General features: G+C 68.9%; 16 protein-coding genes. 10 read left to right on the top strand and 6 right to left on the bottom strand.

Annotated elements, in window-relative coordinates:
• The first annotated feature begins 128 nt into the window (after positions 1–128).
• Both ACF07B_RS31700 and ACF07B_RS31705 read left to right on the top strand, forming a co-directional pair.
• Positions 129–782: a hypothetical protein gene (locus ACF07B_RS31700; RefSeq protein WP_392181496.1), complete on the top strand. Its 654-nt coding sequence runs from the start codon at positions 129–131 to the stop codon at positions 780–782.
• A gap of 72 nt (positions 783–854) precedes the next feature.
• Positions 855–2,117: a DUF6357 family protein gene (locus ACF07B_RS31705; RefSeq protein WP_392181497.1), complete on the top strand. Its 1,263-nt coding sequence runs from the start codon at positions 855–857 to the stop codon at positions 2,115–2,117.
• 239 nt (positions 2,118–2,356) lie between these two features.
• Here ACF07B_RS31705 and ACF07B_RS31710 read toward each other — a convergent pair whose 3' ends face one another.
• On the bottom strand, positions 2,357–3,205 hold the full coding sequence (locus ACF07B_RS31710; RefSeq protein WP_392181498.1) for a LysR family transcriptional regulator: 849 nt from the start codon (positions 3,203–3,205) through the stop codon (positions 2,357–2,359).
• Between the two features lie 104 nt (positions 3,206–3,309).
• Between ACF07B_RS31710 and ACF07B_RS31715 the strand changes: the two genes are divergently transcribed.
• Together ACF07B_RS31715 and ACF07B_RS31720 are read left to right on the top strand one after the other, a co-directional pair.
• On the top strand, positions 3,310–4,053 hold the full coding sequence (locus tag ACF07B_RS31715) for an SDR family oxidoreductase (RefSeq protein ID WP_392181499.1): 744 nt from the start codon (positions 3,310–3,312) through the stop codon (positions 4,051–4,053).
• Positions 4,054–4,386: 333 nt separating this feature from the next.
• Positions 4,387–5,523: an FAD-dependent oxidoreductase gene (locus tag ACF07B_RS31720; RefSeq protein ID WP_392181500.1), complete on the top strand. Its 1,137-nt coding sequence runs from the start codon at positions 4,387–4,389 to the stop codon at positions 5,521–5,523.
• A gap of 83 nt (positions 5,524–5,606) precedes the next feature.
• Here the strand turns inward: ACF07B_RS31720 and ACF07B_RS31725 are convergent, their stop codons facing one another.
• Entirely contained in the window at positions 5,607–6,440 is an 834-nt protein-coding gene (locus tag ACF07B_RS31725; RefSeq protein WP_392181501.1) for a fumarylacetoacetate hydrolase family protein, read from the bottom strand.
• A gap of 10 nt (positions 6,441–6,450) precedes the next feature.
• Positions 6,451–7,167 (bottom strand): fumarylacetoacetate hydrolase family protein, encoded by a 717-nt coding sequence (locus tag ACF07B_RS31730; RefSeq protein ID WP_392181502.1) that lies wholly within the window; start codon positions 7,165–7,167, stop codon positions 6,451–6,453.
• Positions 7,168–7,319: 152 nt separating this feature from the next.
• Between ACF07B_RS31730 and ACF07B_RS31735 the strand changes: the two genes are divergently transcribed.
• Complete coding sequence (locus tag ACF07B_RS31735) at positions 7,320–8,765, top strand: alpha-L-rhamnosidase C-terminal domain-containing protein (RefSeq protein ID WP_392181503.1); 1,446 nt, start codon at positions 7,320–7,322, stop codon at positions 8,763–8,765.
• 71 nt (positions 8,766–8,836) lie between these two features.
• Here the strand turns inward: ACF07B_RS31735 and ACF07B_RS31740 are convergent, their stop codons facing one another.
• Complete coding sequence (locus ACF07B_RS31740) at positions 8,837–9,502, bottom strand: DUF4389 domain-containing protein (protein WP_392181565.1); 666 nt, start codon at positions 9,500–9,502, stop codon at positions 8,837–8,839.
• Positions 9,503–10,391: 889 nt separating this feature from the next.
• Between ACF07B_RS31740 and ACF07B_RS31745 the strand changes: the two genes are divergently transcribed.
• Complete coding sequence (locus ACF07B_RS31745) at positions 10,392–10,517, top strand: hypothetical protein (protein WP_392181504.1); 126 nt, start codon at positions 10,392–10,394, stop codon at positions 10,515–10,517.
• A gap of 269 nt (positions 10,518–10,786) precedes the next feature.
• Entirely contained in the window at positions 10,787–11,179 is a 393-nt protein-coding gene (locus ACF07B_RS31750; protein WP_392181505.1) for a hypothetical protein, read from the top strand.
• A 278-nt stretch (positions 11,180–11,457) separates the two neighbouring features.
• Here the strand turns inward: ACF07B_RS31750 and ACF07B_RS31755 are convergent, their stop codons facing one another.
• The gene (locus ACF07B_RS31755; RefSeq protein ID WP_392181506.1) at positions 11,458–12,051 is read right to left on the bottom strand and encodes a hypothetical protein; all 594 of its coding nucleotides are present in this window, start codon (positions 12,049–12,051) and stop codon (positions 11,458–11,460) included.
• Positions 12,052–12,372: 321 nt separating this feature from the next.
• Between ACF07B_RS31755 and ACF07B_RS31760 the strand changes: the two genes are divergently transcribed.
• Positions 12,373–12,921, top strand: coding sequence for a DUF4262 domain-containing protein (locus ACF07B_RS31760; protein WP_392181507.1), 549 nt, complete (start codon positions 12,373–12,375; stop codon positions 12,919–12,921).
• Positions 12,922–13,128: 207 nt separating this feature from the next.
• On the opposite strand, the gene ACF07B_RS31765 is transcribed toward ACF07B_RS31760, so the two are convergent.
• On the bottom strand, positions 13,129–13,824 hold the full coding sequence (locus ACF07B_RS31765; RefSeq protein WP_392181508.1) for a hypothetical protein: 696 nt from the start codon (positions 13,822–13,824) through the stop codon (positions 13,129–13,131).
• Between the two features lie 258 nt (positions 13,825–14,082).
• Between ACF07B_RS31765 and ACF07B_RS31770 the strand changes: the two genes are divergently transcribed.
• The gene (locus ACF07B_RS31770) at positions 14,083–14,520 is read left to right on the top strand and encodes an SMI1/KNR4 family protein (protein WP_392181509.1); all 438 of its coding nucleotides are present in this window, start codon (positions 14,083–14,085) and stop codon (positions 14,518–14,520) included.
• 223 nt (positions 14,521–14,743) lie between these two features.
• Complete coding sequence (locus ACF07B_RS31775) at positions 14,744–15,034, top strand: hypothetical protein (protein WP_369480139.1); 291 nt, start codon at positions 14,744–14,746, stop codon at positions 15,032–15,034.
• Positions 15,035–15,064 lie beyond the last annotated feature (30 nt).

The following is a 15,064-nucleotide window of genomic DNA, read 5'->3' on the forward strand; positions in this document are numbered from 1 at the left end:
CGGTCAGTTTTTCGCCGGGCAGGCCGATCTGCCGGTTCACCTGGGTGTTCGTCGGCGATGAACGGCAGGTCCGTCCGCTCTGATTCGACTACCCTGGTGCAGCTGTCACACGTGAACGAAGGACGCAAATGGCTCGCCCCTACAAACCCGGACCGAAACAGTTCGTCTTCGCTGTCGGTGATGGCAACGACCAACAGGTCTCCGTGGGCGACCCTCAGGAAGCCTACGTAGCGTTCTCTGCGTTCTTCCGTGGTCGAGCGTCTGACACCTACACCATCAATGATGAGCCGTCGGGGCAGAGTTTGGTACTCATGCCCGGGCAAGGTGTGATCTCCCGGATCAAGCATGCGGACCCACCTCGGTCGGAATACCTCCGGGTCGACAGGGGCAATCGCTACCTTCCGAGCGCGATGCTGTTCTTCGAGAACGGCTATGCCGGCCTCGACCGCTTCGGCCAGTGGTTCTCCGACCTCTCCGACCTCGACGCGTCACCGGAGACTCGCGGTGCCGCCCGCGCCGCCACGATCACGACGGAAGCAGCGGCGATCGAAGAAGTCGCTCGGATCTGGGCAGATTCGGGCTGCGTAGACCCGAGCGACCAGTTCTATGTGTTCTTCGACTCGCATGGTGTCGACGACGACCGAGCCGAACGAGCCGAACTGCTCAAGTTGATCGAGTTCCTCGGTATCGAACGAGTCGACGCCCCGGCCGAGGCCGCCGGGGGCGAAGTCTGGGTGCGCACCGACACACGCCTCGACGTCGAATGTGCACGGTGGTCGTGAGCAGATGGTGCGGGACGGGGCTGCAACATCGCCGTGAGGCCGGCCGGTGCCGTTCCAGGAAAGACTGAGTCCATGAGCGACATCGTTTTCACGCGCACGAGCGGCTGGATCCCGAACGTGATCCGCGAGGACGGCGAGCTGAAGCTGATGCTCGGTGCCGGGGCCGACGCCAACCACGATCCCCGCACGTTCACGTTCTCGATCAGCGAAGCCCATCTTGCGGTGATCCGGGAGGACCTGGCCAGACACCTGCTGCTGTGGAGTGCGGTGCTCCCGCTGTGCGACGCCGCCGGAACCCGGGGCCGGCTCGACGAGAACGCTGCCGTCGCGCTCCTGGACCCGATCCTCCTCGCCGCGCCAGCGGACGTCGACACGCTCTTCCAGCGCATCCGCTGGGACAGGAGACGTCTCATCGCCCACGGGGCCGACATCGGTCTACTGGAGCGCGGTCAGGTATGTGCGGCGATGCGCGCGGCGACAGAGACGTCGAACGAGAAACGAGCGCAGGAGTACCACGCGGACCGCCGTCGCGCCGAGCGCGGAGCAGTACTCGGTCCACTCGACGCCGCGATTCTGAGGTACACGGGTCAGTATCTGCACGGCGCGACAGTTCCGAGGCGGATACCCGATGCCGTCGCCCCCGCTCTGCTGCCCGAGGTCATGCGGGTGATCGCCACTGCGGAGCAGACGTGCGCCGGGATGCGGATCGGCCGTGATCCGCGACGGGGAAAACGTGCCACGGACAGGCGCGACTGGGAGCGGATGGAGACGACGGTCCAAGCGGCCGTGCGCCGTGCACACCCTGAGCTCGTCGACGACGCGGTGCGTACCGTGAGCCTCCTGATGTGCTCGGAGGCCGCGGACCGCTCCAGGACCACGCCCATGGAGGAGGACGAGGAGGCTGCCGGCCACCGCGCCGACTTCGGTGGGAGTACTAGGAAGACGGTCCTGTTGTTCACCGACGACAAGGGTGTCGAGAAGAAGTGGCAACGGAACAGTCCCCGCACTGCCGCCGCGGAGTTCTGGGAGTTCGTCGGGGATCGCTCTGCCGCGGACAACGAGGTGTTCACCATCGAGGACGAGGAGATGGGCGAAGGGATCCAGCTCCACTTCTACGCGGACTCCATCGCCCGGATCACGACGCTGCGCGAGGGTGAAGGCACGTCGGATCCGGAGTACCGGGTCGAGTACCGCCTGGTCGACGGGATGGGCGGGTACCGGAACCTGGTGAGCGCCTTCGTCCGCGGCGGTTACGCCGCACTCGAACAGCACGGTCCCTGGATGTCGGATGTCGCCGAGTTCGAGCGCGCGCGTCGGCGGCGCGACGCCCGGTAGTCCCAGCGGGAGTCCGCGCACGCGCCGTCGGAGGAACCTGCGAAGGGCGGGTACGGGAACCCGCGCACGTCCGGAATGGGGCTGGAGATTGAGCGGCCCGAACGCGTCCACGCTGAAGATGGCGCCGGTTTGACACGCCTCGTGACCTGCGGTGTACCAAAGGGCCAACTAGTTGCCGATGGCGGACCGGACGCTGTCCCCGAAACCCGGCACGGTGTCCCGGCGTGCACCGCCGTCGGTCACAGGGCGGTGGCGGCGCGGACCAGCCCCGCGACCGCCGTCGAGCGGCTGTGTGGGGGCCAGGCGATGACCGTGGTGACGCGGGGGGCGTCGGGGACCGGTACGGCGGTGAGGTCCTCGCGCAGGCCGGTGCGGCCCGACTCCGGCACGACCGCGCAGGCGCGGCCGAGGGTGATGAGCTGGGTGAGTTGCGTGTGGTCGCGCACCTGCGGTCCGGGGCCGTCCGGGAAGGTGCCGTCAGGGCGAGGCCAGCGGGGCAGGGGCAGGTCGGGAAGGTCGGTGACCTCGGCGAGCCGCAGGTGGGGGCGGGCGCTGAGAGGGTGGCCCGCCGGGAGGATCGCGACCTGACCCTCGCGGTGCAGGTCCTCGGTGTCGAAGCCGGCCGTGTCGTCGAACGGCCGGTGCAGCAGGGCTACGTCGGCCCGGCCGTCGTGCAGCAGCCGTGCCTGCTCGCCCGGCCCGCACAGCACGACGTCCACGGCGACGGCGCCGGGCTCGGCGGCGTAGGCGTCGAGGAGTTTCGCCAGCAGTTCACCGGAGGCGCCCGCCTTCGCGGCCAGGACCACGGCGGGGCGGCCGGTCGCCGCGAGGGCGGCCCGGCGGGTGCGCCGTTCGGCGGCCTCGACGGCGTCCAGCGCCGCCCGCGCCTCCCGCAGCAGTACCGCCCCTGCCCCGGTCAGGCTGACACCCCGGCTGCCGCGCTCCAGCAGGAGGGTGCCCAGGCGCCGTTCGAGCCCGCCGATCGCCCGCGACAGCGGGGGTTGGGCGATCCCGAGCCGCTGCGCGGCCCGGCCGAAGTGCAGCTCTTCGGCGACCGCGACGAAGTACCGCAGCTCACGTGTCTCCACCCCGCCAGCCTAACGGGGACGGCCAGGAGCGATACCCGGGCGGTATCGCCGTCCACCCAGGCGGTCTTGGACGCCCTGCCCGGTGGGGGAGAAGTATCGATGTCATGAGTGAGACGAACACCGTGAACCACCACAAGGTCGCGCTGGTGACCGGGGCCAACAAGGGCATCGGGTACGAGATCGCCGCCGGGCTCGGCGCCCTCGGCTGGTCCGTCGGAATCGGCGCGCGGAACGAGGAGCGGCGCGAGGCCGCCGTGGACAAGCTGCGCGCGGCCGGAGCCGACGCGTTCGGCGTGCCGCTCGATGTGACCGACGACGCCAGTGTGACAGCGGCGGCCCGGCTGATGGAGGAGCGGGCCGGGCGGCTCGACGTGCTCGTCAACAACGCGGGGATCACCGGCGGCGGACCGCAGGAGCCCACCACGGTCGACGTGAACCGGGTACGGGCGGCCGTGGAGACCAACGTGATCGGCGTCATCCGCGTCACCAACGCCCTGCTCCCTCTGCTGCGCCGCTCGCCGTCGCCGCGGATTGTGAACGTCTCCAGCAGCGTCGGCTCCCTCACGCTCCAGACCACGCCCGGCGCCGAGATGGGCCCCATCGCCATCGCCTACGCTCCGTCGAAGACGTTCCTCAACGCCGTCACCGTGCAGTACGCCAGGGAACTGGCCGGCACCCACATCCTGATCAACGCCGTCTGCCCCGGCTTCACGGCGACCGACCTCAACGGCTTCCGGGGAGTGCGTACCCCCCAGCAGGGCGCGGCCGCCGCGATCCGGCTGGCCACCGTGTCGGCCGACGGGCCGACGGGCCGCTTCTTCGACGACGGGGGAGAGGTGCCCTGGTGACGCGCTTCCGGTTGGCGCCACCCCGGGGAGATGGCGCATGCGCGTCCCCGTGACCGGCGCCGTCAGGCGATGTCGGTGCGGCCGTCGGGTCCGAGCCGCCGGCGGACCACGAGGTGAGGGATCGAAAGGCACCGAGCGGCCGTGACCCAGCAGCCCGCCTTCCAGGTGACAACCAGGCTGCTCCGGCCCGGCCCTTCTGCCGCAGGGGGCGGGCGGCGACCCGGCCGGTTCGCTCCGGGCTGACGGCTGATAGAAAGTTGCAGGTCACACCGGAAAACCTCGGGCGTCCGGTTGCCCGGTCGGTCCGGATCGTTCACCAAAGGATCGAGCATCGTGTCTTCTCGTCGAGTCGTCGTCATCGGTGGCGGGGTCATGGGCTCGTCCGCCGCGTGGCGGCTCGCTGCCCAGGGTGACCGCGTCACCCTGCTGGAGCGCTTCCCGCCCGGCCACGACCGGGGCAGCTCGCACGGCACCTCGCGGATCTTCCGGCTGGCCTACACGGACCCCTTCTACGTCGGTCTCGCCGTGCGGTCGCTGCCGCTGTGGCGGCGGCTGGAGCGGGAGACGGGACGGCAGGTGCTCACCCTCACCGGAGCCGTCGACCACGGCCCGGCCGTCACGACCGAGGCACTGTACGAGGCGCTGACCGTCGCCGGACACCCTGCCGAGCGGCTGGCCGCGGACGAGGTCGCCGAGCGCTGGCCGGGGCTGCGCGCCGACACCGGTGCGGTCTTCCACCCGGAGGCCGGACGCCTGCACGCCGACGAGGCGGTCAGCGCCTTCCAGCAGGCGGCGCGGGCGCACGGCGCGGAGGTCCGGCACGGTGTCCGGGTGACCGGGCTGTCGGTGCACGGCGACGCCGAGGTCCGGGTGGTCACGGACACGGAGGAGGAACTGCGCGTCGACGCGGTCGTGGTCGCGGTCGGCGGCTGGGCGCCCGGAATGCTGGGCGGCGGCACCGCTCCGCCGGTCGGCGGCGTGCCGGTGCTGCGTGTCACCCAGGAGCAGCCCGCGCACTTCCCCGCGGCGGACGCGCTCACCTGGCCCAGCTACATTCACCACCCGGGCGCCGCGCTGCCCATGGACGGCCTCACCGCGGACGGGGTGTACGGACTCGGCAGCACCGACGGCGTCAAGGCGGGCTTCCACGGCGTCGGCCCGGTCGTCGACCCCGACCGGCGCGACCGCACCCCGGACGCCGCGATCCTGCAAGAGCTGGCGGCGTACGCCGAGCGCTGGCTCCCCGGCGTGGACCACACCGCGCCCGAGGCCGTGACGTGCCTGTACACCACCACCCCCGACCATGACTTCGTCATCGACCGGCAGGGCCCGGTCACCGTGCTGGGAGGGTTCTCCGGGCACGGCTTCAAGTTCGCCTCGGTCATCGGCGAGCTGGCGGCCGCGCTGGTACGCGGAGAGCCCGGACCGAGCCGGTTCGCGCTCGGGCGCCCGCATCCCACGCGTCACTGAGTCCACCTCGCGGCCGCGGTCCGGGCCGTGGCGAACTGGACCCGCGCCGGCCCCCTTGGGTGGTGGCCGGCGCGGGGCCGCGTTCACCGGAAGGTCTGGCGCATCTCGCCCAGGCCGTCGATCCGGCTGACGAGGACGTCGTCCGGGCCGAGGAACCGCTGCGGAACGCGACGGTTGCCCACCCCGGCCGGGGTCCCGGTGAAGATCAGGTCGCCGGGGTGGAGCGGGCACACCCCACTGATGAACTCCACCAGCTGCGGAACGGAGAAGATCATCTCGCTGGTGCGCGCCGCCTGGACGCTCTCGCCGTTGAGCAGGCACTCGATCGCGATGTCGTCGCGGTCCGGCAGTTCGTCGAGGGTCACCAGCGCCGGACCGGTCGGGCCGAAGCCCGGATACGACTTGCCCAGCGAGAACTGCGGTGGTCTTCCGGTGAGTTGGAGGACGCGCTCGGAGAGGTCCTGCCCCACGGTGAGCCCGGCCACGGCCTCCCAGCCTTCGCTCGCCGGCACCCGATGGCAGGGCGTGCCGATGACGGCGACCATCTCCAGCTCCCAGTCGACGTTGCCCTTGGGCAGTTCGACCCGCGCGCTCGGGCCGACGATGCAGCTGGGGAACTTGGTGAACAGCAGCGGGATCTCGGGCGGGACGTGGCCGGCTTCGGCGGCGTGCGGACGGTAGTTCAGCGCCACCGCGAAGACCTGGCGCGGTCGGGGGACCGGCGCGTCCAGATCGGCGGTCCGGTACGGACTCGCCGCGGGCAGCTCGGCGCTCCCGGCCCAGGCCCGGAAAGCGGTCCAGTCGTTCAGGACGTCCATGGGGTCCGGGCCGAAGCGTCCCGAGGAGGCGTCGGCGATGTCGACCGCGCCGTCCTCGGTGAGCAGGACGGCCCGGTCGGAAAGCGTGGCCAGTCGCATCTGCTCCGCCTCAGTTCGCCGGGTCGTAGAGATCGATGGAGAACGGCTCGGTGTCGTGCGCGTCCTTCCAGCCGATCACGTGGTTCCGCAGCGTGCCGACGCCCTCGATCTCCGCCTCGATGCGGTCGCCCGGCCGGAGGTAGAAGTCGAACGGATTGGGCTGTACGGCGGCGACGCCCGAGATGGTGCCGGTGGTGATGATGTCGCCGGACGTGTAGCCCTGGGCCGAGTGGTGGGCGATCAGGTGCGGGATCGAGATGATCATCTTCTCGGTGTTGCCGGTCTGGCGTCGCTCGCCGTTGACCCGGAGCTCCATCCCGAGCGCGTGCGGGTCGGGAATCTCGTCCTTCGTGACGATCCAGGGGCCGATGGGGCAGAAGGTGTCGATCGCCTTCGAGAAGGAGAAGACGCCCGACTGCATCTCGCGGCGCTGGATGTCACGCGCGGTGATGTCGTTGAAGACCGTGTAGCCGGCGATGTAGTCCTCGGCCTCCTCCGGCCCGAAGAACTTGCCGCTCTTGCCGATCACGACGGCCAGTTCGAGTTCGTAGTCGAGCTCCTTGGTGAGCCCCTCGGGGTACACGATCGGCTGGTCGGGACCGATGATCGCGTCGACGTTCTGGAAGAAGACGATCCCCTTGTGCACCGGGTGCGACCAGTCCGCGGCGGTCAGCTCGTCGTGGTGGTCGGTGAAGTTGCCGGCGGTGTGGAAGAACTTCTTGGGCACGATCGGTGCCTGCAGGGTGACCTCCCCGAGGGGGAACCGGCGCCCGGTCTCCTGCGCACGGCCACGCCACGGACCGGTACGTACTCGCCGGGGACGCCGACGGCGAGCGCTGGGAGCCGTCCTTCACCCTGCACGGCTTTCGCTACGCCGAGGTGAGGGGTGACTACGACGAACTTGACGTGACGGCGGTCGTCTACCACTCGGACATGCGCCGGACCGGCTGGTTCGAGTGCTCTGACCTCCTGTTCAACCGGCTGCACGAGAACGTCGTGTGGGGGATGCGCGGCAACTTCGTCGACGTCCCCACCGACTGTCCGCAACGCGACGAGCGTCTGGGCTGGACCGGTGACCTCCAGGTCTTCGCGCCCACGGCCGCCTACCTCTTCGACTGCGCCGGCCTGCTCACCTCCTGGCTGGCCGATCTCGCCGCGGACCAGACCGCCGAGAGCGTCGTCCCGCTGTTCGTGCCGCGGATCGACTTCCCGGGCCCGTTCGCGGAGCCGGCGCCGACGGCCGGCTGGAGCGACGCCGCGGTGATCGTCCCCTGGGTGCTCCACCAGCGGTTCGGCGACGCGGGGCTGCTGCGTCGCCAGTACCCGAGCATGCGGGCCTGGGTCGACGGCGTGACCGCGAAGCTGGGGCCGGCCGGTCTCTTCGACACACCGGCGTTGCAGCTCGGCGACTGGCTCGACCCGGCGGCACCCGCGGACGCCCCCTGGCGGGCCGCGACCGACGCGCACCTGGTGGCCACCGCCTACCGTGCGCACGTCGCCGGCCTGCTGTCCCGGATCGCCGCGGTGGTCGGTGAGGAAGCGGACGCGGTCAAGTACGGCGACCTCGCGGGCGCGGTCCGCCAGGCGTTCCACGACGAGTACGTGACCCAGGGCGGCCGGATCGCCGACTCCGGGCAGACCGGTTACGCCCTGGCGCTCGAGTTCGCCCTGCTGCCCGACGCCGAACAACGCGCGCGGGCGGCACGGCGACTGGTCCGGCTGGTGCGGGAGAAGGGCCACAAGGTCGCCACCGGCTTCCTCGGGACCCCGGTGATCTGCGACGCCCTCACGTCCGCGGGAGCGATCGACGACGCCTACCAGCTGCTGCTCCAGACCGAGTGCCCCTCCTGGCTGTATCCGGTGACCATGGGGGCCACCACGATCTGGGAGCGCTGGGACTCCCTGCTCCCCGACGGTTCGGTCAACCCCGGGGAGATGACGTCGTTCAACCACTACGCCTTCGGCGCGGTGGCCGACTGGATGCATCGCGTGGTCGCCGGTCTCGGGCCCGGCTCGCCGGGGTACCGCTCACTGCGGATCGAGCCGCGGCCCGGCGGACGGATCTCGTGGGCACGCACGGCGCACCGCACCCCCTACGGCCTGGCCGAGGTCGCGTGGGAGCGGGCCGAGGGCGAACTCCGCGTCGGCGTCACCGTGCCGACCGGGTCGGTCGCGACCGTCGTCCTGCCGGGCCTCGAACCCACGGAGATCGAAAGTGGCCGGCATCGCTTCGTGGTGCCCCACCCGGGCCCGGCGGAGGATCGCGCATGGCACCCGTCCCCGCCGTTCCCGCTCGACGGAACACTCGCCGAAGAAGAACGCTGACGGACAAGGCCGCGGCCGCCGCCGGGGTGGCCGACATCCCCGGCGGCGCGATGTGGCCACGGGAGCGGTGATCACAGCCGCTGCTGCGGAGCGTCGCTCTCGAGGCCGCCCTGGTCCAGGCGGAACGGTGGGTAGGCGTCCGTCATCAGAGCGGCGTAGGCGGTGACGCGCAGGACCCACCGGTTGAGGCCGATGATCAGGTCGAACAGGTCCTTCGGATACTTCTCGGTGAACGCCAGGATCACGGCCGCGATGACCGTCAGCACGCCGATCAGCCCGCCGGACCACCATCCGAACTGGGCGCCGCCGAGGAAGAAGCCGATGACCACGTATTGCGGGATGGCCAGGAGCCACCACTTGACCAGTACCAGGCCGCGGGAGAGCCGCTGGGGGTAGGCGATGTCCAGCCGTGCCGGGTAGTCCGGTTCCTCGCCCAGGCTGAACGGCGGGTACCGGTCGGTGCCCAGGGCGTCGTACGAGTAGTACGAGACCCGCCAACTCCAGCGCAGCACACCCAGGTTGAAGTCGAACAGGCCACGGGGATAGCGCTCGGTGAACAGGATCGCGAAGAACGCGATCACGGTCACCACGGTGAAGGCGATCCACAGGAAGAACAGCACCACGTAGTGCGGAATGGCGAGGATCCACTTCACGAGCCACAGCCATCGGGACAGTGGCGAGTCGATACGCGCGTTCACCCGGACCGGGCGCTCCGGGAATCCCGCCAGGTTCGTCATGGTGATCAGCTCCTTCGCCTCGGCGCAGGAGTCGCCGAGTGGGCTCATGACCAGCCTGGCCGCTCCCGCCCGATGCCGCGAGGGCAGTCGGCGCCGACGGTTCCGGATCCCAGGTGAGACGGCAGGGCCTCCGCTGCCCTGACCTGCGGCGAAGGCCCTGATCAGGCGAGCACCGAGCGAGATCGTTTACGTCCCCATTGCGCGGGCGGCCTGGATGGCGGTCGGCGCGGGCCGTAGGGTCGAAGCATGGTCTCGGAAGTCATCGAAGCACTGGGCGACCCTGCCGGGGCACGAGAGATCGCCGGCCTTCTGCCGGCCGACCTCGACGAGCCGCCGGTGCGACACACCGCCGCGCTTCGTCCAGTCACCTTGGTGGAGGTGGCAGCGCGATGTGCCCTCCACTGCCTCGTTCCGGCAACGACGGCCGACCGCCGGTAGACCGCGTCGCTCCTGGACTCGCGAGCCGTGGAGATCCGGCATGTGTCGCGGCTATTCCCCGGTGTTGGTGTCAGGCGCCGATGTCAACGACTGCGGTGTACGTGACCTCAGCTGGAAGTGACGCCATACGAGATACGTGGACAAGGCAATCGTGGCACCCGCGACGATCTTGGACGCGAGACCAGGCCTCTGACCAGGTGAATCGGTCGGGGGCGTGCTCTTGCCTGCTGACCGCCGGCGATCGTGAACTCCCCGCAGTTTTCCGGTCGAACGGGCATGGGAGGAGCACGGTGTCGATTGTCTCCAGTGCCGCATCAGTCAACGTTCACGCGAGGCCGCCAAGAAGGACGGCACCGCACAGGCCGGGGAAACAGGCCGGTGGCCATCGGTCGCCGAATCCTGGGGAGTCGTCGCCACCGTCATCATCGGCATCCGCGCCCTGGCCTGGGCCGTGTGGGGCATCCCCTTCGACGCCTCGCACTGGTCCGACGTGCTCTTCGGCGTACAGCTGGTCTTCGGCGTCGCGCTGGTCTCCCGCGCCTACAAACGCCGGCGGGACGCCTCGCCTCCCAGGTGAACGCTCGCCCGTTCATAGCCGGCACAAGCCGTGGTCGACAGGGTGAACGTTGCCTGATGCGGCACTGGACGGCGACCATCTGCCTGGAGTTGAGATCCGCTGCCGACCTGCGGGAAGTCCGAGCTGGCGGCTTGCAGGGGGTATTACACATGGTTACGATTCGCTCACGTGCCGTTCCCTCGGTGCTCCTGGCCGTGCTGGCGCTGGCAGGGACTGGGTGCGGTACGTTCCCGACGGACCCGGCGGATCCTCCCTTGTTCGGCGCTCGCATGGACGGGGCGACGATCGTCGTCAAGATTCCCCTCTGCGACACGGACGACATCCAGCGCGTGGAAGTCGTGGACTTCGACGACGTGAAGCCCGCGAACCCGCGTGTGCTGTGGTGGGCCTCCGAGCCGACGGCAGTCGAGGCCAAGGCCGGATTCGTCAGGCTCTGGTCCGGTGAGGGATTCAAGCACCACAAGGCACCCCTCGCGAAGCACGCGGTTCCTCGCAACCTCGACGTGAGCTACATGGACCCCTCCGGCGACGGCCGCGGTGACGTTCTCACCCTGCGCTCGATCTCCAAGGCGGACCTGAAGGCCGGCGAGTACTGGACCAGCAATGGCCCCAAGACCGCACGACAGATCGACGCACAACTCCACTGCAGGAAAAGCAAGTGAGAGAGAAGCCTGCCGCCCGCCGACGTGCTGATGGTGACGGGCAGCAGCGATGGCGAGTGTTTCTGAGCGCTGGAATCTCTTGGGGTCAACCTTGTCCAGGAGCTCCTGGGCCTTGTTCGTGTGAGTCTCGTAGTCCGCCACAGTTCCCCCTCGTGGTAATGATCCGCACTGTGTTGGCTTACGTTCCGGCGGCGAGATGGTCCTTGCCCGTGGCCGAGTGAACGCCTTGTGGACCTTGATCCGGGACCGGTGCCTCTACAAGGCTGTGCCACTGAGGGTCACAGCGTCGCTCTGATCGTGGGACGCCATCCGTCCAGGACTTCCTGCACTTGACGGTGACCGGCCTCTTCGCGCGACCAGACGAGCGTCCGGCGTCGCGGATTCTCGTGGTCCCAGCTGTCGTAGTCCATGACGGCAACGGTGTCCGACAGCCGCCACTGCGAGGAACCCCATGAGGCTTCAGGCACCACCACCAGGCCGTCGAGGAGTTCAAGGGCCGACACGGCAAGGCTGTCCATGGGCCATGGCTTCCACGTCGCAACGGTGTCGGTGAGGGCATGGGATTCGATCAGATGCAGGAGCGACGGGGCAATAGGGAGGTAGGCACTGCCGCCGTCGATGTCGGTGCCCACACTGCCGTCAGTGTGGATCAAGTCCCGGCACGGCTTCGACACGCGCTCACCGGTCCATTCGAAGTACCAGCCTCCTCTTTCCGGGTCCTGCCATGCTGCCGTCCGCAGACCGAAGTGGTCGTATTCCCACCCGCGGGTGGTCTCGTACCGGTCCCTGTTCACAACCCAGCTACGGCGCACCTCGTAGCGCAGGCCTCCGAACCTCTGCTCGAATCCCTCGCACCGGATGATCAGGTCCATGGGAGCGGGGACGAGTTTCCCCGTGTGATCGCGCACTCGCCAGAGTTCGATCGGCAGCCCGAACCGAGCGGGGCACTCACGCCGGGCTGTTCGAAACAGGAGGTCTTGCGCCCGTCTCGAGAGCTCGGATGGATCTTCCAGGATGTGCACCCTGAACTTCTTTTCCAAAGGAACGTACGTGGCTGTCAGGCAGTCACGTTACCGGCCGTCAGCACGGCCGTGCAGCTTGGCTTCTCCCTTGGGAAGTCGATCACGTCGTTCAATTGACAGGGAGCAAACCTCGGTTGCTCGACGTGAACGCTCACCTCGTACCCTCCGGACATGACTGATGATCCGTTCCAGTGCCGTTGCGTCCTCTGTCATGACTACGGCGACCGGGAGGAAGCGGACAGCATGGATCTGACGATCATCGACCATGTGCAGCAGCACGGATGGCACGTCGCGATGGTTCCCGAAGACGAGATCGGTCCTGGATTCGCCTACACAATCGGTCTCGCGCACACTCACGGCGGACCTGAACTCGCCATGTTCGGGCTCGATGTCCACGCCATGCACCGCATGCTCAACACCCTCGGAGAGAAGTCGGCCGCCGGAGAAGCACTGGCGGATGGCCAGGTCCATCCTGATGTTGCCGTCGGGCATCGGGTCGCGCTCAGGCCGGTTGATCGCGGCTGGTACCGGACCTTCTTCGGGCAGGCGATCGGGTTCTACCGGCGGCCACCCCTCCCCGTGCTGCAAGTCGCGTGGCCTGATGCCAAGGGCCGCTTCCACTGGGATGAGCAGGCTGACGCAAGGCATCGCGAGTCACAGCCTCAGTTGTGGCTGCCTCCGAGTGACCATCCTGTCGGGATCTGGACGACTGAACTTTGATCTCGGACCTTGAAGCGGCGATCGAGTCGAGCCGAGCGAAATCGCCCACGTCGGCCTTGCAACTGCTGCCGAGTGGCCGTTCCTCGGCAGTTCGGCGGTCCCGGGTCCGCTCGGAGCTGCCCGGTCGGCGAGGGCCCGGGCTCGTATCCGAGGCGCATGGGCCGACCTGGGCATCCGGACAGCGGGCCCGGCGGCCGGGCGGTGACGTCAGGAATCGATCGTGTCCGGCTCCTCGGTGGTGTCCGCAAGCAGTCGGGCCGTCAAGGCTCGGCCTTCCTGACCCATCAGATCATCAGGGCCGTAGGAGCGCTTCGGCCAGTACGCCCGCCCGTCAATCCAGGGGACGCCCATCGGCAATCCGTCCGTTCGGCCATGGAGTTCGAGCCTGCCGACGGGCTCCACAGGCAGGTCGGCGGGGAGCTTGCCCGTTCCCAGGAATCGGCGCCAAGTCTGAAGCAGAGGCCTGAGTTCCAGCACCGCATCGGGTCGGTCGTCGTCGCCCCCGGCGGCCGGGAACAGCACCAGCAGGGCGATCCCGCCCCAGGGCGGGTCGTACACCAGGGCATACCGCTTCGGCACGGGCCCGGGCGCGCAGGCCGAACGGGCCAAGGACCTGGCCGTCGCCCCACCGGCTCCACGGAGTTGGTAGACCCCGAAAGTCGCCATGCCGACCGATACCGCGAGCGGGAACCAGGCGTCGGGCAGTATCGAGGGGCCGCCCAGCCAGCAGATCGCCAGCAGAAGAAGCGTGAAGACCAGCGCCGTGGCCAGGGTGGACAGACCTGAGATGGTCCGCAGCGTCCGTACCCGCCACCATCGCACCTTGCGGATGTCCGCCTCGCGACGGCTGCGTGCCGTGGGCCTGGTCAGCGCCGCCTGGCGCCGCGCCTCGGCCGTCAGCATCGCGTACGTGGGTGCGCCGGATCTCGGCGTCGGGCTTGTTCCATCGTCGTGCGACATCGGCCCCCTCTTCTCCGCGGGCATCACCCCGCGCCCCAAATGGCTGTAACGGGCACCGACTTTAGGCCCTCGAAGCTTGTGCAGGCGCACCGGGCCTGGCTCGGAGAACGAGCACCTCACGCTCCGCGGCGGGCAGTTCGGGAGGTGCGTGATGTCAGCGTCGAAATCGCTGAACTCGCCCGCGCCGTAGGCTTTGGACCTATGTGGAGAGAGACAGCGGCACAGACCTTCCCCGGTGTGGGCCTGCGGGAGGCGGTTCAGGAGTCCGGTCTTGCCGTGGCGCAGGAGCGGCTCGGGCGGAGGCTGCCGGCCGAACTGGGGGCGCTGCTCCTCGAAAGCGACGGGGTGATCGGACACACCGACACGGACACTGTCTGGCCCCTGGACCAGATCGTCGAGCAGAATCTTCTCTTCTGGTCTGACGCATCGCTCGCCCGGCTGTACATGTCCTTCGACGCTTTCCTCTTCTTCGGAGACAACGGAGGCGGCGACCAATTCGCCTTCGTGCAAAGGCCCGAGCGTCCCGACATCTTCGTCTGGGAGCACGAGAGCGACAGCCGCCGCTGGGTCGCCGGTGGCCTGCGGGACTACCTCGGCCGCGCGCTGCGCACCGGCGGAGACGACTGGTACCAGTCCTGACATCTGCCTGACGGGAGGTGAGGGGGAGCCGTTGGGGGTCATGACCAGCGGCGGAATCGCCCTGATCGGTCGCTTTGCAGCCGGGGAGTGAGGGCCATCGGACGGTCAGAACCACGGACTCTTCCGGAGGCGTCCGATGATAGGGACCAGGAGAGCGGTGCGTTCTTCGCCCGTCACCCACAAGGCCACCAACCACGTTGTTCCCGGGTCTAGCCTGCTCGTCGTGTACCTTCACGACATTCCCTCGCTCTGGCACCTGCGCATGGTCAATGGTGGGCTCGCCCACATCTGGGCCGATGGTTACGAGGAGGTGGACGGATCCTATGTCTTCGATGTTCTTGCTACGGTCTCCGTCGCCGATCAGCCTCACCTAGCGGTCACGGGGACCGGGCTGGCCAATCCGGAAAGGGTGTGCGTCACCGTCGCACGCATTCCGATGAACGCGGTGCAAGACCTCCACACGGCGAAGATGGGAATGGATCTCCCCTACTGCGCTTGTGATCAAGGGCAGTAGGGGGGTGGCCACGAGGGGACGTTCGAGCAC

It is taken from the genome of Streptomyces sp. NPDC015532 (assembly GCF_043078065.1).
In the GTDB taxonomy this organism is placed as follows: domain Bacteria; phylum Actinomycetota; class Actinomycetes; order Streptomycetales; family Streptomycetaceae; genus Streptomyces.

Excerpts from the sequence above, each read along its gene's own strand:
- ACF07B_RS31700 (WP_392181496.1), top strand. The coding sequence starts at position 129 with ATGGCTCGCCCCTACAAACCCGGACCGAAACAGTTCGTCTTCGCTGTC.
- ACF07B_RS31705 (WP_392181497.1), top strand. The coding sequence starts at position 855 with ATGAGCGACATCGTTTTCACGCGCACGAGCGGCTGGATCCCGAACGTG.
- ACF07B_RS31715 (WP_392181499.1), top strand. The coding sequence starts at position 3,310 with ATGAGTGAGACGAACACCGTGAACCACCACAAGGTCGCGCTGGTGACC.
- ACF07B_RS31725 (WP_392181501.1), bottom strand. The coding sequence starts at position 6,440 with ATGCGACTGGCCACGCTTTCCGACCGGGCCGTCCTGCTCACCGAGGAC.
- ACF07B_RS31740 (WP_392181565.1), bottom strand. The coding sequence starts at position 9,502 with ATGACGAACCTGGCGGGATTCCCGGAGCGCCCGGTCCGGGTGAACGCG.
- ACF07B_RS31750 (WP_392181505.1), top strand. The coding sequence starts at position 10,787 with ATGGACGGGGCGACGATCGTCGTCAAGATTCCCCTCTGCGACACGGAC.
- ACF07B_RS31755 (WP_392181506.1), bottom strand. The coding sequence starts at position 12,051 with ATGGACCTGATCATCCGGTGCGAGGGATTCGAGCAGAGGTTCGGAGGC.
- ACF07B_RS31760 (WP_392181507.1), top strand. The coding sequence starts at position 12,373 with ATGACTGATGATCCGTTCCAGTGCCGTTGCGTCCTCTGTCATGACTAC.
- ACF07B_RS31765 (WP_392181508.1), bottom strand. The coding sequence starts at position 13,824 with ATGCTGACGGCCGAGGCGCGGCGCCAGGCGGCGCTGACCAGGCCCACG.
- ACF07B_RS31770 (WP_392181509.1), top strand. The coding sequence starts at position 14,083 with ATGTGGAGAGAGACAGCGGCACAGACCTTCCCCGGTGTGGGCCTGCGG.